The 19,768-nt window shown below is 60.6% G+C and carries 14 protein-coding genes; 3 read left to right on the forward strand and 11 right to left on the reverse strand.

What is annotated here, in order from left to right; translation table 11 throughout:
- Window positions 1-200 precede the first annotated feature (200 nt).
- Window positions 201-1,490, forward strand: coding sequence for an aspartate aminotransferase family protein (locus ABD796_RS00440; protein ID WP_344901163.1), 1,290 nt, complete (start codon window positions 201-203; stop codon window positions 1,488-1,490).
- Window positions 1,491-1,586: 96 nt separating this feature from the next.
- Here the strand turns inward: ABD796_RS00440 and ABD796_RS00445 are convergent, their stop codons facing one another.
- The 7 genes from ABD796_RS00445 to ABD796_RS00475 form a co-directional block, all read right to left on the reverse strand.
- Entirely contained in the window at window positions 1,587-1,880 is a 294-nt protein-coding gene (locus ABD796_RS00445) for a hypothetical protein (RefSeq protein ID WP_344901165.1), read from the reverse strand.
- A gap of 311 nt (window positions 1,881-2,191) precedes the next feature.
- Window positions 2,192-2,410 carry a helix-hairpin-helix domain-containing protein gene (locus ABD796_RS00450; RefSeq protein WP_344901168.1) on the reverse strand — a complete coding sequence of 73 codons (219 nt, stop codon included), beginning with the start codon at window positions 2,408-2,410 and terminating at the stop codon, window positions 2,192-2,194.
- Between the two features lie 146 nt (window positions 2,411-2,556).
- Complete coding sequence (locus ABD796_RS00455; protein WP_344901171.1) at window positions 2,557-3,123, reverse strand: DNA-3-methyladenine glycosylase I; 567 nt, start codon at window positions 3,121-3,123, stop codon at window positions 2,557-2,559.
- Between the two features lie 117 nt (window positions 3,124-3,240).
- A complete protein-coding gene (locus ABD796_RS00460; RefSeq protein ID WP_344901174.1) occupies window positions 3,241-5,445 on the reverse strand; it encodes a family 78 glycoside hydrolase catalytic domain in 2,205 nt (734 codons plus the stop codon).
- 20 nt (window positions 5,446-5,465) lie between these two features.
- Entirely contained in the window at window positions 5,466-6,941 is a 1,476-nt protein-coding gene (locus ABD796_RS00465; RefSeq protein WP_344901177.1) for a hypothetical protein, read from the reverse strand.
- Window positions 6,942-7,280: 339 nt separating this feature from the next.
- Window positions 7,281-8,093: an SDR family oxidoreductase gene (locus tag ABD796_RS00470; RefSeq protein WP_344901180.1), complete on the reverse strand. Its 813-nt coding sequence runs from the start codon at window positions 8,091-8,093 to the stop codon at window positions 7,281-7,283.
- Window positions 8,094-8,262: 169 nt separating this feature from the next.
- Window positions 8,263-11,163 carry a family 78 glycoside hydrolase catalytic domain gene (locus ABD796_RS00475; RefSeq protein ID WP_344901183.1) on the reverse strand — a complete coding sequence of 967 codons (2,901 nt, stop codon included), beginning with the start codon at window positions 11,161-11,163 and terminating at the stop codon, window positions 8,263-8,265.
- Window positions 11,164-11,405: 242 nt separating this feature from the next.
- On the opposite strand from ABD796_RS00475, the gene ABD796_RS00480 reads away from it, so the two are divergent.
- Together ABD796_RS00480 and ABD796_RS00485 are read left to right on the forward strand one after the other, a co-directional pair.
- Complete coding sequence (locus tag ABD796_RS00480; protein ID WP_344901186.1) at window positions 11,406-11,813, forward strand: MerR family transcriptional regulator; 408 nt, start codon at window positions 11,406-11,408, stop codon at window positions 11,811-11,813.
- A 107-nt stretch (window positions 11,814-11,920) separates the two neighbouring features.
- Window positions 11,921-12,880 carry an alpha/beta hydrolase gene (locus ABD796_RS00485; RefSeq protein WP_344901189.1) on the forward strand — a complete coding sequence of 320 codons (960 nt, stop codon included), beginning with the start codon at window positions 11,921-11,923 and terminating at the stop codon, window positions 12,878-12,880.
- Here the strand turns inward: ABD796_RS00485 and ABD796_RS00490 are convergent.
- From ABD796_RS00490 to ABD796_RS00505, 4 genes are read right to left on the reverse strand one after another with little or no spacing between them, the layout of a single operon-like run.
- On the reverse strand, window positions 12,835-16,566 hold the full coding sequence (locus tag ABD796_RS00490) for a cobaltochelatase subunit CobN (protein WP_344901192.1): 3,732 nt from the start codon (window positions 16,564-16,566) through the stop codon (window positions 12,835-12,837). The two genes, ABD796_RS00485 and ABD796_RS00490, sit on opposite strands and share 46 nt — an antisense overlap.
- Window positions 16,563-17,372: an ABC transporter ATP-binding protein gene (locus ABD796_RS00495; RefSeq protein ID WP_344901195.1), complete on the reverse strand. Its 810-nt coding sequence runs from the start codon at window positions 17,370-17,372 to the stop codon at window positions 16,563-16,565. The genes ABD796_RS00490 and ABD796_RS00495 overlap by 4 nt, the downstream gene beginning before the upstream one ends.
- Window positions 17,369-18,373: a FecCD family ABC transporter permease gene (locus ABD796_RS00500; RefSeq protein ID WP_344901198.1), complete on the reverse strand. Its 1,005-nt coding sequence runs from the start codon at window positions 18,371-18,373 to the stop codon at window positions 17,369-17,371. The genes ABD796_RS00495 and ABD796_RS00500 overlap by 4 nt, the downstream gene beginning before the upstream one ends.
- Window positions 18,360-19,646: an ABC transporter substrate-binding protein gene (locus tag ABD796_RS00505; protein WP_344901201.1), complete on the reverse strand. Its 1,287-nt coding sequence runs from the start codon at window positions 19,644-19,646 to the stop codon at window positions 18,360-18,362. Before ABD796_RS00505 ends, ABD796_RS00500 begins: the two co-directional genes overlap by 14 nt.
- Window positions 19,647-19,768: the final 122 nt, after the last annotated feature.

Consider the following 19,768-nt stretch of genomic DNA (forward strand, 5'->3'; position numbering starts at 1 on the left):
ACATCTCGAAATTGACAACTCAATATAATGAACAATAATCAATATAATAATAGTAGAATCCTTTTTTCATTGTCAATCGGTTGTTTCATCCGGTGAAAAAGTTTTTGGACCGATAAATATTCGGTTGACTTCCGGATTGTCGTCACCATATAATCAACTTATTGAATTTAATTTAATATACTGAATTTCGGAGGAACGACATGACCAACAACGCCAGACTTCGCGAGGAATCCAATAAGTACGCCCCTGGCGGCGTTCATTCGGCAACCAGAAACGTAGAGCCGTTCCACGTTTTTACGAAAGGCGAGGGCGCGTACATTTACGACGCCGACGGCAATAAATTTATCGATTATCAGGCCGCTTTCGGGCCTTACATTCTTGGGCATAATTATCCGTACGTCAACAATAAAGTCATTCAGGCGCTTTCCACCACCGATATGTTCGGGGTAGGAACAACCGATCTCGAAATCGAAGCGTCGCGCAAAATCGTCACGCACGTTCCGTCCGCCGAGCAGGTGCTGTTCTGCAACTCCGGCTCCGAGGCAACGTACCACGCCATCCGTCTTTCCCGCGGCATTACCGGCCGCTCGAAGCTGATCAAGTTCCAGGGCTGCTATCACGGCTGGCACGATTACGTCGCCCGCAACATGCTGAGCGCCTGGGACAAGATCGGCACACGCGATCCGGGTTCGGCCGGCATGCTGGACGAAGCGATCGACAATACGCTCGTCTGCACGTACAACGATCTCGACGATGTCGAGCGCACCTTTAACGAAAACAAAGGCGAGATCGCCGCGATCATCCTGGAGCCGATCCCGCACAACATCGGCATTATCATGCCGCAGCCGGGCTTCCTGGAAGGCTTGCGCGAGCTGTGTACGGCCAACGGCGCTCTGCTGATCTTCGACGAAGTCATCACCGGCTTCCGCCACGACATCGGCGGCTATCAGAAAGTTGCCGGCGTGACGCCTGACTTGACGACGATGGGCAAAGCGATGGCCAACGGCTTCCCGATCGCCGCCGTCGCCGGCAAGAAGGAATACATGCAGCGCTTCAACACCCAGCCGGGCGGGGACGTATGGTTCGCCGGCACGTACAACGGACATGCCGTCGGTACGGCCGCATGTATCGCCACGCTGGAAATGATGGAGAACGAGCCGGTGCACGAGCATATTTTCCGCCTCGGCGAGCGGATGCGTTCGGAAATCCGTGGCATCGTCGACCGTCTCGGCATCAAGGCATACGTCGCCGGCTTCGGTTCGACATGGACGACCTACTTCATGGACTTCGAGCCGAAAAACTATACCGACCTGCAGCATAACGATGCGGAGTTCTATGTCACCTACCGCAAAAAAATGATCGAAAAAGGCATCTATAAAATGCCGATGAACCTGAAGCGCAACCATCTGAGCTACAGCCATACCGACAAGGAAGTGGACATTACGCTCGAGGCGATCGAAAGCGTGCTGAAGGAAATGACCGGCAAGTAAGCGGCATAATAAAGACGGGCTATTCGACCGTGAAGGTTGAACAGCCCGTTTTTTCATGTTTCGACAACCTCATGGAAAGCCCGGTCCGCCGCACCGTCAGACGCCAAACAGGACGTAGCCAAGCGACATGTAGAGAAAGACAAAAACGATCAGCGCAAGGTGCCCCGTCAGCGCAGCCATCCGGACCCCGGACGATTTCCCCGCCCGCTTGCCGAATAAAGCCATCAGGATGCCGAACGGGCTGACGAGCAAAATCAGACCGAACCATCCCCCTTGCAGCCAGTCGCCGGCCTCGAAAGGAAATACGAAGCTGTATACCGTAAATAGCCCGATCAGCACAAACAACAGCAAAGAAAACGCGGCTATCGCTTGCTTCAACGTCAATTTCATCCCCTCTCCCGGAATCGTTGCGACGAATCGACTACTCTTTCGTGTATACCTCCCTTTTACCGACGCCATGGCTCACCCTCATTCCGTATGCTTACCGATGCCTGCTGTTCCACGATTCCTCGACTCCGGCTATACGAATGTTAGCTTACGCGGGCCACTGCGTACTAGTACTATCTTTTTGTAATCCCTTCCCGACATGCCTTCGCTTTGGGCGGAAAACGCCGGGCGGTCAGGTGATCCGGCTCGTCCGCTTGGGCTTGGGCTTGGGCTCGCGCTCTCGGCACAAACGCCGCATCGCGGACCGCGCTTGGTCACTCAGGGCCGCCGGCGAAAGCCATCCCTTTTTCGGCAAGCGCGCGGCGAAGCGCATCCATCGCCTTCGGCCCCATACCGTGAAGCCGCAAAAGGTCGGCCTCGGCGACGCCGTTCAACTGCTCGAGCAAACGATAGCCGGCACCGGCCAGCGCCCGGCGCGCCGGCTGGCTGACTCCGCGCGGGAAATCCGATTCGGTTCGATTCTCTCCCGTCATGGATCACACTCCTCTTGTCCTTTCCGTTCTTATCGTCAGTTTACCGCATGTCGCACCAAACATCCATCGGACAACAATGCCGGACAACAAAAAAAAGCGGCCGACAAAAACCGACCGCCGTTCCTTGGCAATATCCCGTCTGCACGCTACTGCAGTCTGCGCTGACGGCAAAAACAGCTCTCCACGTGATCGTCGACCATCCCGGTCGCCTGCATATAGGCGTAGCATATCGTGCTGCCGACGAATTTGAAGCCGCGCTTCAGCAAATCCTTGCTCATCGCATCCGAAATGTCGGTGCGCGCCGGCACCTCGAAGAGCTCTCGCCATGCATTGACGATCGGTTCGCCGCCCGTAAAGCTCCATATGTAACGGTCGAAGCTGCCGAATTCCTCCCGGACGCGAATGAACGCTTGGGCGTTGCCGATCGTCGAGGCGATCTTCAACCGGTTGCGGATAATGCCTTCGTTCTGGAGCAGCTCCGCCGTCTTCGCTTCGCCGTATGCCGCAATCTTCTCGAAGTCGAAGCCGTCGAACGCCTGTCTGTACGACTCGCGCTTCTTCAGCACGGTGTACCAGCTCAAGCCCGCCTGCGCCCCTTCCAGCGTCAGCATCTCGAACAGCTTCCGGTCGTCGTGAACGGGCACCCCCCATTCGCGATCGTGGTAGTCCATATATAACGGATCTTCATTGACCCAGCCGCATCGTTCCGTCATGTGCCCCGCTCCTGTCTTTCCGTGAATAGATCATAGGAACATACGTTCCGTATTTACTATATCATGAAAGGAGCTTGTTTGCCAGTCAGTACGAAGCAGGGCGGCCAGAGACTTCGGTTACAAAGACGAAACGACGGACACGCCGTCGGGAACCGTGAGCCTCGTCTCCCCGTCGCGCCGTTCGAAGACGATCGTTCCGGTCGGAACGCGGAACGATAGGCGAACCTCCCGCAGCGAATCCGGGATATGCGGGGCAAACGATACCTTTGTCCAGCCCGGCTCCGCCGGCTTCAAGCCGACGATATGCTCGATCAGCACCGGGATCGGCGAGCTGCCCCACGGATGACAAAGACTGGCGTTCGGCTTCAGCTCCTTGGACCACGTTTCGAAGCAGGCGGTCGCCCCCTCCCTCGCCATCGTCGCCCAGGAGTGCAGGTCGTCGGAGACGATCAGCTCGTAAACGAGCTCTTGCTCCCCCGCCTCGGCCAGCGCCTGCAGGACGAAATACGCCATATATACCCCGCAGCTCAGCCGTTTCACGCGCATCAAGGCAACCACCGAAGCCCGTGCCTCCTGCGGAACGAGGCCGAACAGAAGCGGCAGCGCATTGGCATGAAGGGAGGAATGCTTCGATCGTTCGGCGTCGACGAACAGCCCGGTTTCCGGGTTATAAAACGCCGAGACGTACGCCGTGCGGAAAGCGGCCAGCTCTCCCTTGCTTTCTTCCGAATCGTCTCCCCGCATAACGGCCCGCAGTTCGCCGACGGCCTGCATCGCCCCATAATAGAACGCGTTGATCACGTTGTGGCAGACGCCGCCGATCGGGTAGTCCAGGCGGCAGTCGTAGCCGTCGCGCATCGCCTCCGGCCAGTCGACCAAATTCCACTTGTCGTCGACGTTCACCAAGAGACCGTCCTCCCGGCGGTAAGACCGGAAGTGTTCCAGCAGACTTTCCGCCGCGGGAAGCATCTCCTCCACAAAACCCCGATCGCCGCTTTGCCTGTAATATTGCTGCAGCTGCAGCGGCCATTGCAGCGAGTAGTCGGCGATTTCTTGCATGAAGCTGCCCGAGGCGACGGCCATGAAACCCGGACAGACGCGGGCGGCGAGCAGCGCGAAATCGCGGAGCGATTTGCGGAACAGGCGCAGATCGCCGGACACATAAGCATGGGCATGCGCAATAATCGTATTGTCGCCCAAATACTGCCCTTTCTCGCGGGACGGACAGTCCACATACGTTTCCTGCGAGCCGTACCGGACGCTGTTCCGGCACAAGGACCAGACCGTATCTAACAGCGTGCTGGACGATTCGAATACGCAAGCCTCCTCGTCGAGCGGATAATGCCGGACGACGGCTCCGAACGAACCGGTATCGAAGACGACGCCCGGACCGGCCAGCACCTCGGCATAGCGGAACGCTTTGTAGTCGTACAGCTCCAGCTCGTCCTCGTCCCATCCCGACAAGGTCCAGAACTCCTGGTACCGGCAGTTGCATCTCATCTCGTAGCGGACCCGGCCGTTGTCGAGCAGTTCCTCTCCGCAGCGGATTTCTACGACTTGACCGGCTGCGCCCCGCGCTTTCAGCCGAAGCTGCCCGGTCAGTTCCCGGCCGAAATCGAGCCAATAGCCCTCTCCGTCGAGAACGAGCGTCTTTGCCGGCAGGACATCGTATACGGAAAGCGGAGGCGTCGGCTGCCTGACCAGGATATGGTCGTCGTTCCTGCGCTCCCTGGCCTTGCTCCAGCGGGAGTCGTCGAAGCCGTTCTCCCGCCAGCCGCGGTCTTTCAGCCGGTTATCGATATGCTCCAGAAACTGCGTATCGTAGCCGACCGTCGCACCGTTCCCGTACTCCGGCGTATTCCGGTAAGTCCACGTTTCGTCGGTAACCGCCACTGTCCGCCCGTCCACGGTCAGCTCGGCGATCAGACCTTGTCGGCTATCTCCGCTAAAGTAGGCGTGACTGACGCAGCCGTGGTAGTATACGTGCGCCGCTATCGTATTGACGCCCTGGCGCAGGAAATCGGCAATCGCAAACCGGTTATAGAAGTAGTGGAACGGGTTGCCCTGCGCCGGCCCTTGTCCGACAAAACGGCCGTTGATGTGCACTTTGTAATAGTCGTCCCCCGTAATATCCAGCCAGGCGTCGTTCCATCCGCCGTCCAGCTCGAATTCCTTGCGGACGAGCATGTGACGGTTACGCAGCCCCTCCGGATGAGCCGGACGCTCCCCGCCCGCCAGCTCCTTCCGGTACAGATCGAGCGGGGACAGCTCCGCGAAGTCGCGGTCGGCAATCCATCGCGCGGTCCATCGCTTCTTCTCCAAGCGTCGCCCTCCCTTTGCGCTCAGCGCTCTCCGGCACCCGCAGCCGGCCGATCCAGCCGGTCGAGCAGCTCGAACGCCTTCTGCTCGTAGGCTTGCTGCCATTCCGGGGCGAGCAAGCATTCGGTAACTTCATAGCCGCCTTTGTCGTAATGCTCGGCCGGCGGAGCGTAGTGCATATAGCCGTTGGAAAAAGCGGCGATAAGCGTATGCTCGAAGGGCGACGCCTGTTTGAGCTTCAGCCCCACCTCGACGAGCAGCTCCGCCGGCGCGGTAAGCAGCGCGCAGTCCCCGATGCGGATCGCCTGCACCTCGGCGGGGATGAACGGCTCGCCCGCTTCGCGGTTCAACTGCAGATGCACCTGTAGCGTCGCGATATCTTCCTGGATGCGAATCAACCGTTCCATCGTATGGATGTTGCGGACGTAGGCGTCCAGGTTGCTCCGGTTATGCGCATCCATCGTCGTCAGCTCGTTGGCGCCGATCGCCGCCTCCTGCATATAGCGGTACGAATAGTCCGCCGGGTGTTCCGGGTTAAGCGCGTATTTCAGGTACAATGGCAGGAACGACTTGAAATTGAGGCATGTGCTGCGCATCGAGGCAAGCAGTTCCTGCTGCTCGCGCAGCCTTTCCGCGATCCGTTCGGCGATATCCGTCCTGCGCGGGAGCCGGATCGTCTCCGAGCAGACGCTCAGGGCGGCGGCGCCGGTCCGGATGTTTCGCACCGCCTCCAGCGCACTCAAACCGAGCATCGTGCCGAGCGGCTCGCAGTTCCGGGAACGGTTTACATCCTTGAAGTGCAGCTCCAGCAAATCCCCGCCCGCGCCTTGCACAAACAATGCCATCGCTCCGTGGCCCAGTTGATCCTCGATTACTTTGGAAGCAAAGCCCGCAAAATTCGCCGTAACGCCTCTGTCCGGCACGCCGATCAGCAAATGACAGGCGAAATTATACACGACGGCCAGCGGCCGGCCGTCCATCCGGTCGATACGCAGCACCCCGATGTCGGGATCGATCGGCCCGATGCCGGCCACCTCCCCGTCGGGCGGGCACGGATGCGCGTAACGGACCGTCCAGTGACGGCCGTCTTGCATACGCAGGTTCCGGTTAAACGTAATCCTCGCCTCGCGGCCGAATCCGGAGCCCGCCGTTACCTCCGTCATCCGTTCCAGCGCCTGCCGCACTGCATCGAAGGTCCGCTCGACCTGCTCGTCATCCTCGCAAAGCAGCCTCCCTTGCGGATGCGTGTGGGAAGCGTTGACCATGACGTTGCCGCCGGGGATATGAAGCTCCTCCTCGATCCGGTCGCGCAGCTTCGGCAGGAAATCGTCCTTGATGTCGCCGATTCCGCCGATCGCCAGAGCGTCCATTGCAATCAGAGCTACTCGGGTATTCCCGTCGTCCAGCACGAGCGCTTTCGCATACAGACGGTCGCTGACGAAGACTCCTTCCCGGTTTGTCGTTATATCGCTTTTGCCTACGCCTGCGCGCAATTGCATATGACAGCATCCTTCCCGGTTCCGCGTTGTCGCCCCGGTCGTTCCGCCCAACCTCGGCGGCCCCCTTTCCGGGGACGCTGCCACCCATTATATAAAGGAATGCGGGTCAATTCTTTAGTAAAACTGAGATTTTTTTTGTACGCCGTTGATGTGGGCGGTATTCATGAACGCCTCTCTGCCCTTGTCCGGCACTTGTTCCGCATGCGGCAAAGGCAGCTATTCGCATGCCGCAATATCGCAGGCGAAGCTTCCCGTATTTGGCCGGAATAGGAAAAAGACCCGCATCACCGATGCGGATCACTGACGCAATTTGAGTACCTGACGATAGGTCGCCGCCTTCTACAGCAGCGACTCCACCCCGTCGATGAACAGCTCCGTGCCCGAGATGTGGCTGGATTCGCCTGAGGCCAGGAACAGCACCAGATCGGCGACCTGCTCCGGCTTGCCCGCTTTGTGCTCCAGCGGCTGGCTGCCCTCCGGATACTTCACCGGAATTTCAATCTTCTCCAGCTCCGGCGTTTTCTCCGTGTTCTCGCCGATATTCGTTTGAATCGCTCCCGGGCAAATGACGTTCACGCGGATTTTATAGCGGGCAAGCTCGAGCGCGGCCATTTTGGCGAACGCCACCTGCCCGGCCTTGGAGGCGCTGTAGGCGGAAGCTCCGAAGTTGGAAAACTTGCGGCTGCCGTTAATCGAGCTTGTGATGATGATGCTTCCGCCGTTTTGCTTCATATGCGGAATGGCGTATTTGACGGCCAGGAACGTCCCTTTCAAGTTCGTGGTCAACGTGTTGTCCCATTCTTCCTCGGCCATGTCCTCGATCGGCGTCCACGTGCCGTTAATGCCGGCATTGGCGAACACGATATCGAGCCGTCCCCAGCGGTCGAACGTTTGGCGAATGCCTTCGCTGACGCGGGCCGGATCGGATACGTCGATATCGGCGACGATCGCTTCGCCGCCCGCCTGCTCGATTATCCGCTTGACCTCGTCGGCGCGGCTGTCCTTCAGATCGGCCAGGCACACTTTGGCGCCTTGTTCGGCGAGACGAATGGCGGCGGCCCTGCCGATGCCTGAGCCCGCCCCGGTGACGAAAGCGACTTGATCCTTCACGCGCTGCGTGCCCGTTTGGGGCTTCGTTTCCGTTTGCGGCATGATTTTACACTCCTTCGCTTGACCGTTTTTTCCGTTCGCCTTTATATTACCCAAAAAGAGGAATATGCCTCACCACAGACGCCAAAACGGCGCCGTCTCCTCAAAAAAGAGCGGCGCCGCTTGCCCATTTGCCTCAACCGGTTGTAGACGGATAGACCAGAACGCTTGATTACAAGACGTTCAACACCGAAGTTTTCGTCGTAAGCCGCAGCCCTTCCGGCCCGCGGATATCCAGCTCTACGCCTTCCGGCGCGGATACTTGCAGATTCATGACGTCGCCGTCCACCCGCCACTCGACTTCAATATGGCCGCCGGCCGGCAACGGCACCCCGCCCCGCGCCCACTTCAGGCCGCATGGGTTGGGCTCGACGACGGCTCGGCTCCAGCCCGGGGCGGCGCGTTTGACGCCCAGCACGCTTTCCCCGAGAAAATAGCCGGGAGCCGCCGACCACGCATGACAATGGCTGCGCGTAAGCTGATCGGGATTGGCCCGGTTTTCCTTGAAATTCGGGTACATCTCCCAGCAGGTTGTTGCACCGTGCTCGATCATTTGACCGAAACGGGCGCGAATGTCGTCCAGCATCCGGTCGTAGCGGCCGGACAGCGCAAGCGCCTCGTAATAGAAAAACGACATGAACGGGCTGCCGATCTGCACGAAACCCGTAGGAGGTTCGATTAAATACGATTCGATTCGCTCTTTTCTGCCTTCGTGCGCTATGCCGCACAAGTAAGCAACAACCTGTGTCTGCATGCTGAATATCGCCGACCGGCGGCCGTCCGCATGGATGCAATCCAAATATGCCTGCTGCTCCTCGCTCCACAAATGGGCGTTGATCGCTTCCTCCAGCGAGGCCGCCGCCGCTGCCAGACCGGCGCTCTCTTCGGAAGACGCTCCCGCCGCCGCTGCCAGCTCGACCGCCTTGCGCAGCGCCTGGACCAGGAACATGTTCTGGTGCGTCACAATCCCTTCTCGCGGCTGGTCGATCGGGGCCCAGTCTAGCAGATTCCACCCTTTGATGTTCATCAGCCCGCTCTCGTCACGCTTGGCCAAGTAATGCTCCAGCGTGTAGCGCGCCGCCGGCCAGATGTGTTTGGCAAATGCGGCGTCGGCCGTATGCTCGGCGTACTCGGCGCAAGCGATGACCCAGAAGAACGTCCAGTTCGGAATGACGCTGTGCCAGCCGCTCGGCACCTGATTCACATAGAGCGGCGTCATCTCCTTGGAGCCCGGCACCAGATTGAGGCAGCGCTTCACGATATCCAGCGAGCCGAATACGTAATAGTTGACCAGCGCTTCGTTCCGGCTGTCGCCGACCCAGAAAACTTGCTCATAGGCAGGGCAGTCGACGAACGTATCCTCCATGCACAGCCGCGTCGTATGGCGGCTAATGTTCCATATTTCATTCAACAGCGGCTCCGAACATTCGAACCGCCCGGCATCGGTTACCGGATACGTGCTGCGGTTGATATACGTCTCGTACAGCTTGACCGGCTGCGTCGCGCCGCGCGCCGTTACGATCAAATAGCGGAAGCCGCGCCTCACCGGGGACAAGAAACGCTGCCTGCCGCCGCGGCTGACGTAGCGGATCGTGTTGTCCAGCCCGTACGTATGCTGGCGGTAGTCGCCTTTCAAATATTCGATGCCGTACAGATCGAGGACGACGCCCGCCTCCGCCTCCACTTCGAAGCCGATATACCCGGATTCCTCCTGGCCGAAATCGATGACCAGCTCACAGTCGCCGTGCTCGAACAGCGGCAGTACGGCCGGCTCCGGCGTTGCCGACAAGGCTCGCTCCAGCTGCTGCGGAATCGCGTATTTGTCCGCCTCCGGCTGCCAGACGGACGCCCCGAATGCGTCCTGCTCGGTATATAGTGCCGCCTCGAGCGGCCGGGTCCATTCAGCGAACGACGTCAATTCCCCGACCGAGGCGATTCCCCTCGCACGGACGAAATCCGGCTGCTGGCGGTCGATCGGCACGATGCCCAACTCGTCGATATTGACCGCGGAGGCGAAAGGGCCGACGACGAGGAACGGTGTAGCGGACGCTCCCGCTCCGTCAAGCGGCGAACGGAATTCGAATTTGGCGCTTCCGTCGGCGGCGAAATGCCAGGCGGCTCCGTGGTCGGTCGCGGACACGTCGATCTGCAGCACATAATCACCGCGTTCCAGCTCCACATCGTAATAGCGCTCCGGAGCGACTCCGTACGGGTCGGTCAGCGGCTTGCCGTCCAGCCATACGTTTTGCATGCGCCCGCCGGACGGGGTGCCGAGCGTCAGCTTGCCCGGCTCGCGGACGACGAGCAGCGAAACGAGATAACCGGCGTATTGCACGTGATTGGCGTGGTTGACGCTGTCCGGCAGCATCGCCGTGCGGATATCGATCGCGGCGGTCCATGCCGGGGCTTTGACCCGGCGCAGCGATTCGATCCGCTTCGGATACAGCTTCTCCTCGGTCAGAAACGGAATGTCGCGCTCCACAAGCGTCTTCCACGGTCCTTCGCCGACGGCGCCGACCCGGATCGCCGCGTCCCAGCCGTTGTCGTCGAAACCCGGGCTCGTCCACGCCTCGTCCCAGCGGCGTGCATCGTAAATTTCGGCAAATCCTTGCTGGCACGACATGCGCGGAGCGTTCGGCTGCCAAGCGCCGTGCACGATCGTACGCCAATGCGCGCCGGTGGCCGCCGCTACGGCCGTCCCGCCGGCCGTCTCCAGCTCCAGCTCGGCCAGCAGGCCGCCTTGCCCGCGGATATAATAAAAATTGGACAAACCAAAATGAAGCACGAGTACGGCGATCGTATTGTCGGCGCCTTTATGCAAGTAAGGTCCGACCTCATGCGTATCGTAAAATTGCTCCGCCGGCCACGAACGGACCGGTCCCCGACCGACTTGCCGGCCGTTGACGAACAGTACGTAGCGCGAATCGGCGCTGATATGCAGCTTGGCTGACGCCTCTCCGCCATCGCCGTTGTACGGCAACGCAAACGTATGCCGGAAGCAGCGCCACGCGTTGCGCGGGCTCGCCTCGCCGTCCCCCCATACCCACTCGGCCGACCATTTTTTCGGATTCATCGATATCCCCGCCTTTTGTTCTCGTTACGTTACACCTTCATTGTAAAGGTTCCGGCTTTGCAAAAAACGGTTGTTATTGCCATTTTATAGGTCGATTGGGACACCATTCTCCCCTCGCCCCGTTCTCCTTCAGCTTGCGGTCATTCCCGACTGTTCTATGGCGCCTCCCGATTCCGTGCTAAGATGGAGCCGACGGGTTTCAACGACCCGCTTCAAGTCCATTCCCCGAAAGGAGCGGCTCGATGGCCGGTTACTTGCGCGGACAGCTCGCCAAGCTGGCGGATGTCCATAACGAAACGCTGATTTACTACGAAAAGCAAGGATTGCTTCCGCCTCCGGAGCGTACGGATGCCGGATACCGGATGTACCCCGTGGAAACGCTGGCCCTGCTTGTGTTTATCAAAAACGCCAAAGCGTGCGGCTTTACGCTGAAGGAAATCAAGAAGTCGCTGGACAAGTCGGCACAGGGCCTGATCGGCATTGGCGATTTCGTCGCGGTCATCGAGCGGAAAATGGCCGACCTGGACGAAGAAATCGCCATACGGGAGCGGACAAAAGCAAGGCTGTCCGATTTGAAGGAAGGCCTGCTGGCCGCCGACAAGCATCCCGGCGTGCGGGAAACGCTGCGTATGCTGCAAATGGACTCTTGAAAATCGCGCTTGACCTTGTACCCGGCTACAGGCGTTATCCTCTTCGTATCCGGGTCAATGCCGTTCCGGCTTGCCTGGAAACATATCGCCTGTAGGAGGTAATCGGGATGGAATATACGAGTCGGGAACAATTGGCGGGCATCAGGGACTATTTGCGGCAGACGGCCGACCATACGGGGAAAACGGCAGAGCGAATTCGCCGGGAAATGGCGGAGGCAGCCGCAGCCGCGCCCCTTTTGCCTAGTATTGCCGTGGAGCGCGTCGCGGTAGGACCGATGAACGGAGAATGGCTAAGCCCGATCTCCGCTTTGGCGGAGGAGAACGTGAAGCAGGCGGTATTGTACGTCCATGGCGGGGGCTTTGTAGCGGGAAGCTGCGACATATACCGCGATTTGGCGGGAAGGGTGGCGGAGGCGAGCGGGGTCAAGGTACTCACGTTCGAATATCGTCTGGCCCCGGAGCATCCGTATCCCGCCGCAGAAGAGGACGTCCTGACCGCCTACCGCTGGCTGCTCGCCAACGGCTATTCGGCCCGACGCATCGTGCTCGGCGGCGATTCGGTCGGCGCCAGTCTGGCGCTTATGCTGCTGCTTGCGTTGCGCGACACCGGCGAAGAGTTCCCCGCCGGAGCATTCCTGCTGTCGCCGCATACCGACCTGGTGCATTTGGACGGCGACTCGTACCGGACCCATGCCGGGCTTGACCCGACCGGAAGTTTGGAGGGCAACCGGGCGATGTTCGAGACGTACTGGGGCGGTCGTCCCGGGGAAAAGCCCGCCCTGCTGTCTCCGCTGCGGTCGGATTTGCGCGGCTTGCCGGATTTACTGATTCAGGTCGGCGATCACGAGGTGCTGCTGAGCGATGCGACGCGGTTCGCCGAGCGCGCCGAAGCGGTCGGCGTAAACGTAAAACTGGAAATTTGGGAGCAGATGTGGTGCTCCTTTCAACTGCTCGCTCCCATGCTGCCGGAAGCCCGTCGAGCGATCGCCGGCATCGGCCGCTATGTGCAGGCGACGCTTTCCTACTCGGCGGCCGCCTCCTCAAGCTCCCCTTCCAGCTCGACGTAATGATGGCGCAGTCGCTCCAGCTCTTCCGCGCTCGGCTGCCAGTACCCCCGCTGGTGGCTTTCGAGCAGAGTTTCGATCAATGCATGATAAGCCCAGCGGTTGTTTTCCGCCATTTGCCGGCTTCGTTCGCGATCCTCCACGTAGACGTCGTGCAGGCTTTCGAATACCCATGGCTCGACCTTTCCCGTTGTGGCCGCGAGGCCGAGCACGTACTCGAAGCGGCGGGCAATCTGCTGCGCTCCGTGAAAAGGGTGGCGAAGCAGCGCATCGATCCACTTCGGATTGGTCAGCCGGGTACGTACGCCGCGCGCAATCGCATGCTCCGCCGGCTCGGTCAAAACCCGCTCGCCGGTCGTATCCGTAATGTGGATGTCCGCCGCGCGGCCTCTCGCCAGCTCGACCGACTTCGCCAGCCCGCCAAAATATTCGTAATAGTGATCGGAGTCGGTCACTTCCCGCTCGTGGCTGCTGCGGATTTGCGAGACGATATCGACCGCCCGCAAATGCATCGCGAACAGCTCCGGCTCCTCCCGGCCGCGCTCCTTCATGCTGTATACATGCTGCTGGCTGTCCGCATAAGCGCGCCCGAGCTCGGCTTCCTCCGTCCATTGCTTCGTCTCGATGAGCCGGGTAACCGTCGTCCCGTAGACGCCTTCCGGCGGACCGAACAGGCGCGCGCAAGCGAGATCGGCCGCGCGCTCCGGGGCGTAGCCGGCCTCCAGGAGCTCCGTCTCCGTTTGGCGCGTATGGGCTTTGAAGACGTTCAGTTCGTCAGACTCCTCCAGCCGGGATACTTGCCGGAACAGACGGTTCAAGTCGTCCAGCACGTTCGGGAACAGGTCGCGGAACAAGCCGGTCATGTGGACAACCACATTCAGCCGCGGCCGACCCAACTCCTCCAGCGGAACGATATCGTATTCCAGACGGAGCCCGCCGCCACGCTTGGCGCGAACCCCGAGATAGTGCAAAATTTGCCCGATCGTCTCGCCTTGGGTACGCGACGTTTCCAGCCCCCAAAGAACGACCGCCGTCGTCCTCGGGTATTCGCCGTGGGCTTCCGCATACTGCCTGATCGACTGTTCGGCAACGACCGCCCCGCGTTCGGCCGCCGTCGGACTCGGAACGGACCGGGGATCGGACTGGTACAGGTTGCGCCCGGAAGGCAGCACTTCGGGGCTGCGCAATACGTCGCCCGCGAGTTGCGCAGGCACATAACGTCCCTCCAGCGCCCTCAAAAATCCTTCCAGCTCCTCGTTGACGAGCGTGCTGTCGTAAGCCCGCCGTCCATATTCCAGCGAGCGGAGCAATGCCGCCTGCCAGGCGGGTGAATCATCCGCGTACTTCGCCGGAAGCTGCCGCATGGCCATGTAGTTGTCCACGAGCGCATCCGCTTCCGCATCGAGGTCGCGCAGTACAGCCGTTTGCCCGCTATCCGCCAGCTCGGCGGCATCCAATCCGCGCCGTTCGGCCAGCAGGCCGCGCAAGGAACGGGCCTCGCCACGCTCATGGCGCAGCACGAAGCGCATATGCGCGATCGCGGCTTCGCAGGAGTAGCCGTCCCCGAGCACGTGGAGACCGCTCGGCATGACCGACCGTTTCATCCGGTACAGCTCCTCCTCCAGCCGGTCCAGGTCCGTGGCGGTCACATGCAGTGACGCCGCGCGATCCAGCGCCATGCCAAGGATGCTTTCGCAACGGTCCGGATCGAGCTGCTCCGCTTCGCGGTATTCGTGCAGCAGCGCCTCGAGGGCCAGCCAATCCCCGTACAGCTCGGCCTCCGTCATCGGCGGCGCCTGGTAGCCGATCAGCGTCGCATGGCTGCGCCGCTTGGCGATCATCGCCTCCGAAGGATTGCCGACATAGTAATAATACAGATGCGGCAGGTCGCCGATCAGGTGATCCGGGACGCAATCGCCCGACATGCCAGCCTCCTTGCCGCGTTGAAACTCCAGCGTGCCGTGCGTGCCGATATGCACGACCGCATCCGCCGCCAGCTTTTCCCGAATCCACTGGTAGAAGGCGGTATATGGATGCGTCGGCAAAATCGAACGGTCGTGAAGCGACTTTTCCGGCTGCTCGTGAATACCGCGCGTTGGCTGCAGGCCGATAAATACATTGCCGTTTACGATGCCCGGAATGAGAAACGAGCCGTCTTCGGTCATTACTTCGCCAGGCGGCTCGCCCCAGCGGGATAGCGCTTCGCCGCCCCATGCTTGGGCTGCCAGCTTCGAGGCAAAGTCCGGATCGGCGTAACGGATCAGCGCATCGGCGGCCGTCTCTGTCGTCCATTTGCCGGAGTTGACGAGTCCCCCTTCCAGAAAACGGGCATGCAGCTCCCCCGCCGTCATCGGCTCCGTATCGTAGCCTCTGTCTCGAAGCGCCCCGAGCAGCCGGGAAACCGATTCGAACGTATCCAGAAAAGCGCCGCCGAACACGTTGGCCTCGCCGGGCGGGTAGTTGTAGCATACGAGCGCCAGCTTCTTGTCACGGTTCGGCTTGCTTTGCAGCTCCAGCCAGCGCCGGATGCGGTTCGAAAGCCGCTCCATCCGTTCGGGAATGGGGATGAGCCGACTTGCCGCCACTCCCAGCCCAGCGTCCTCCCCTTCACGCCGCAGAGCCGCGATCGGATATGTCTCGATACTGCCGTCCAGCTCTGGCAGCATCACCTGCACGAGCAGCTGCGATGCCGCGAGCCCCCGCGCCGAATCCTTCCATTCGTCGACCGTCGCGCCAGACAGCAGGAACGGGTGCAGCATCGGCACGGCCAGCTCTTCCAGCAGCTCCGTCATACGGGCGCCGACTTCGCCGGTAGGACCGGCTCCGAGACGGAAAGGCAGGGCGTTGACGATCAGCCGGACGCGGCTGTCCCCGTCGAGCAACAGCTCGCGCAGTCGCTCCGCCGGGATATGCATCACCGAAGGAAACGCGATCGGCAGCACGTCGGCGAACGTCCCGATCCGTTCCGCCAGCTGCGCCATGCAATCGGCCACGTCGGTCGGGTTGCCGTTGCCGAGGAACAACAGCGCCACCGTCGGCCGGCCGGGTGCATGACGGTCCGCTATTCTTTTGTCTCCTTTAACGCGGGCGACCGATCTGTTGCGAAAGGCGGAGACGGAATCGTACACCCGTTTCTCTACGGGATCGAACACGCAAAGCTCCCGAATATAGACCGGCTCGGACGGCTCCGGAAGCGCCAGACATCCCCCGTACTCGCGGCCGACCAGACCGAGCAGCCCCTTCATGTTGTCGGCGCCGCCGCCGCGCCAGTATTCGGTCAAACGCATATAGCGCGCATAGTCGGCCCGCGCGTCCTCCGGAAGCGCGCTTTCCGCGCGGAGGCCCGCTTGTGGTGGCGGCAAATCGCTGGCGGAAAGCTTGCCTAGCCGCAGCAGCGAGCGGATATCCGCCGAATCGCTGCCGATCGGGACAAGCTGTGCCGAATGAGCGCAAAGCAGTCCGCTCAGAGCTTGGACGGTTTCCTTGCGCACCCCGTGCGCCTCAAACAGAGCCAGCTCCACGCCCTCCAGCCTCCGGCCAATTTCACCGATCCATTCGTCGGTATATTCCCGTCCCAGATCGATCACGACGAGTCGCAGTTGTTCCCGTTCCTTGTCGCCAAACGACCGGTACGCCTCGGCTACATGCGCCAGCGCCGTTTCGCCGCTTGTCAGTATCGCCATCTTCATTGTACGTTCCTCCTTTTCTCCCGGCCGAGCCGTCCCGTGATCAGACATACCGGACGCCCGCTGAGCGGGTCCTTCTCGATGCGCGCCTCGACGCCGAACACGTCGCTGAGCGTCGCTCGGGTAATCGTCTGTTCCGGCGTTCCGCTTGCATACAAAGCGCCTGCACGCATAACGGCGATTTCGTCGGAAAAGGCGGCGGCATGGTTAATATCGTGGAGCACCATTACGACGGTAACCCCGTGCAGACGGTTAATGTCCGTGACAAGCTCCATAATTTCCAGCTGATGACTGACGTCCAAATACGTCGTCGGCTCGTCAAGCAGCAGAACGCGCGGTTTCTGCGCCAGCGCCATCGCGATCCATACCCGCTGCCGCTCCCCGCCGGACAAGGCGGACAGCTTGCGCCCGGCAAACGGCTGCGTGCCCGTCACATCCAAAGCCCAGTCGACGATCGCCTCATCCTCCCTGCGCATCGCGCCCCATACCGGCTTGTGCGGAAACCGCCCGTAGCCGATCAGCCGGCGCACGGTCATATCCGGCACTTTATCCTGGCTTTGCAGCAGCATCGCCAGCTCGCGGGCCTGCTCGCGCGGCGTAAAGCCGGCGATCTGCTTGCCCTCCAGCAGCACCGTGCCCCGTTCGGGCTTCAGCTGCCGGGCGATCGCCTTGAGCAAGGTGCTTTTGCCGCAGCCGTTGGGACCGATGATGCTGTAAACTTTTCCGGAGTCCACCTGCCAGTGCAAGCCGTCAATAACCGGTCGGCCGTTATAGCTTAACGAAAGATCGTCCAGTTGCAGAGCCTTCATTCCGTCTCCCTCCTTAGCAAATACAGAAAAAACGGCGCCCCCAGCACGCCCATAAAAATACCGACGGGAAGCTCGATCGGCGCAAACATGAGACGGGCTATCGTATCGCATAGCGTCACGACCGTAATGCCGAGCAAGGCCGAGGCGGGCAGCAAATAGCGGTAATCGCTGCCGATCAGCAGCCGCGCCGAATGCGGTACGATCAAGCCGACGAAGCCGAGCAGACCGACGACGCTGACCGCGCTCGCCGCCAGCAGAGTGGCGACTGCCGCCATGACGAGGCGGGTCGCTTCGACCCGGAGACCGAGCCCTTTCGCTTTCGTATCCCCAAGCGCCAAAATGTTCATATGCGCCGAACCGATCAGGGCGAGTGCAACCCCTCCTATGGAATACGGCAGCATCGTGCGAAGCTGGGGCCAGCTTTTCGCAGCGAGCCCTCCGACGAGAAAGACCAGCGCCCCGTTGACCCGATCGCTGTAAAAAGTCAGTAGGGCGGATATGCCGGAACCGAGAAAAGCCGACACGGCCACGCCGGCCAAAATGATCCGCACCGGATGGATGCCCTGCTTCCAGGCGAGTACGTAAATAATGACTGCCGCAAGCGAAGCGCCCAGAAAAGCGACCGGGGTCAGCAGCCCCGACATATGCGGGAACAAAATGAGGATGATGATCCCGAACAGCCCCGCCCCCGACGAAACCCCGATAATATGCGGATCGGCCAGCGGGTTGCGCATGACCCCTTGGAGCAGCGCGCCGGCGAGCGCCAGATTGACGCCGACTAGGGCGGCCACCAGCGTGCGCGGCAGCCGGATGTTCCAGATGATCTCCTTCATCGGTCCCTGGTAGCCGTGGAACACATATTGCCAAATATCCGAGAGCGGGATCGATACGGCCCCGGAGCCGATGCTGAACGCTATCGTCAGGCACGCCGCGGCCAACAGGACGACGAGTGCGGTTATTCCGCGGAAGTAGGGTGTCCGCTCCGGGTTATTGGCCGCCATTGCCGTACGTCTCCGGATAAACCAGCTTCGCCAAATAGTCTACCGATTCGTTTAGCCGAAAGCCCGGGTTGGACAGCAGCAGGTCGGAGGGCAGAATCGCCATGCGGTTTTCCTTCACCGCGCGGAGCGACGCCCAGGCCGGTTGCCCGGCCAGGTCGGATTGGATTTTTTTCTCTCCGTCCGCGCGGGCTCCGTGAATCAGAATAAAGACGTAATCCGGATTCAGCTCGACCAGCTTTTCCATGCTGTAAGGGGCCGTCGATTGACTGCTCTGCGAAGCTTGCAGCGTTTCCGCGACGTTTTTCATGTTCAGCATGCTTGCCACTTCCAAGCCGACCGTATTCGACCTTTGCACGGATACGCTGTTCGGCGTCACGTTCAGCATAATGAAGCTGGGCGACCGATCCGGCAGCTTGGCGGTCAGGGCGGCGATCCTGTCGTCCAGCTTGGCCAGTTCCTCGCTCGCTTTGCTCTCTGTACCGGCGATTTTACCGAACAGAGGCGTCTTTTCCTTCAGGTCTTTGTATGTACTCAGGCCTAACAGGGCGAACGGGATTTTGCTGGCGTCCATCATGCCGGCCAGCTCGCGGTGGAACGACGTCGAGCCGATAACGAGATCGGGCTGCAGCGCCAACAGCTTCTCCGCGTTGACCGTCGTAATGCCGCCGACGTCCGCCAGCTCCTTGGCCTTCTCCGGTACGGTTCCACCTCCCGAGGTGGTCGTCTTGGCAATGGCGGTCCCGTCCACGGCGTAGAGCAGGTCGAGCAGCTGCGGCGACAGCACGACGATTTTGCGCGGCTTCGCTGCCAGCGTTACGGCACGGCCGGCGTCGTCCTGAAACGACAAGAACGGCTTGGCTTGATCGGCGGTGGCGGCTTGTGCGGCCTGGGCCGTCTTGGCATCAGCGGACAGCTTGCTTCCCCCCTCTGCTTCGGCTTCTCCCGGTTTCTTGACTTCTGCTGGTGCTTTAGCTTCTACGGGTGATTTTCCGGGAGCTTTGGCTCCTCCGGGGGCTTTGCCTTCTCCCAGTGCTTCTCCAGGGGCTTTGGCCTCTCCAGGTGTTTGGCCTTCTCCCAGCGCTCCCCCGGGTGCCTTGGCCTCTCCAGAGGTTTTGCCTTCTCCCAGTCCCAGTGCTTCTCCGGGGGCTTTGGCGTCTCGGCTTGCGTTTGTAGCGGCCGCCTCGCCGTTCTTCCCCGACTGGGCGCAGCCCACCGTCAATACAATCAGCAAGAAGCCGATGAATGCGCGCGAATAAAGTTTGGATGCAGTCATGAATAACGTCCCTCCGGTTTATTCGTAAATTTTACTAATGTAATAATTACGAATAAATCATAATACAGTTGGTTGGTTCCGTCAAATATTTTATGCTTGATGCCGGTTCGTGCATAACGATG

The sequence above is a fragment of the Paenibacillus hodogayensis genome (genome assembly GCF_039536325.1).
Classification (GTDB): domain Bacteria; phylum Bacillota; class Bacilli; order Paenibacillales; family NBRC-103111; genus Paenibacillus_AB; species Paenibacillus_AB hodogayensis.

Coding starts and splice junctions, on each gene's coding strand:
- ABD796_RS00440 (WP_344901163.1), top strand. CDS start 201: ATGACCAACAACGCCAGACTTCGCGAGGAATCCAATAAGTACGCCCCT.
- ABD796_RS00445 (WP_344901165.1), bottom strand. CDS start 1,880: ATGAAATTGACGTTGAAGCAAGCGATAGCCGCGTTTTCTTTGCTGTTG.
- ABD796_RS00450 (WP_344901168.1), bottom strand. CDS start 2,410: ATGACGGGAGAGAATCGAACCGAATCGGATTTCCCGCGCGGAGTCAGC.
- ABD796_RS00455 (WP_344901171.1), bottom strand. CDS start 3,123: ATGACGGAACGATGCGGCTGGGTCAATGAAGATCCGTTATATATGGAC.
- ABD796_RS00465 (WP_344901177.1), bottom strand. CDS start 6,941: ATGCAATTGCGCGCAGGCGTAGGCAAAAGCGATATAACGACAAACCGG.
- ABD796_RS00470 (WP_344901180.1), bottom strand. CDS start 8,093: ATGCCGCAAACGGAAACGAAGCCCCAAACGGGCACGCAGCGCGTGAAG.
- ABD796_RS00475 (WP_344901183.1), bottom strand. CDS start 11,163: ATGAATCCGAAAAAATGGTCGGCCGAGTGGGTATGGGGGGACGGCGAG.
- ABD796_RS00480 (WP_344901186.1), top strand. CDS start 11,406: ATGGCCGGTTACTTGCGCGGACAGCTCGCCAAGCTGGCGGATGTCCAT.
- ABD796_RS00485 (WP_344901189.1), top strand. CDS start 11,921: ATGGAATATACGAGTCGGGAACAATTGGCGGGCATCAGGGACTATTTG.
- ABD796_RS00490 (WP_344901192.1), bottom strand. CDS start 16,566: ATGAAGATGGCGATACTGACAAGCGGCGAAACGGCGCTGGCGCATGTA.
- ABD796_RS00495 (WP_344901195.1), bottom strand. CDS start 17,372: ATGAAGGCTCTGCAACTGGACGATCTTTCGTTAAGCTATAACGGCCGA.
- ABD796_RS00500 (WP_344901198.1), bottom strand. CDS start 18,373: ATGGCGGCCAATAACCCGGAGCGGACACCCTACTTCCGCGGAATAACC.
- ABD796_RS00505 (WP_344901201.1), bottom strand. CDS start 19,646: ATGACTGCATCCAAACTTTATTCGCGCGCATTCATCGGCTTCTTGCTG.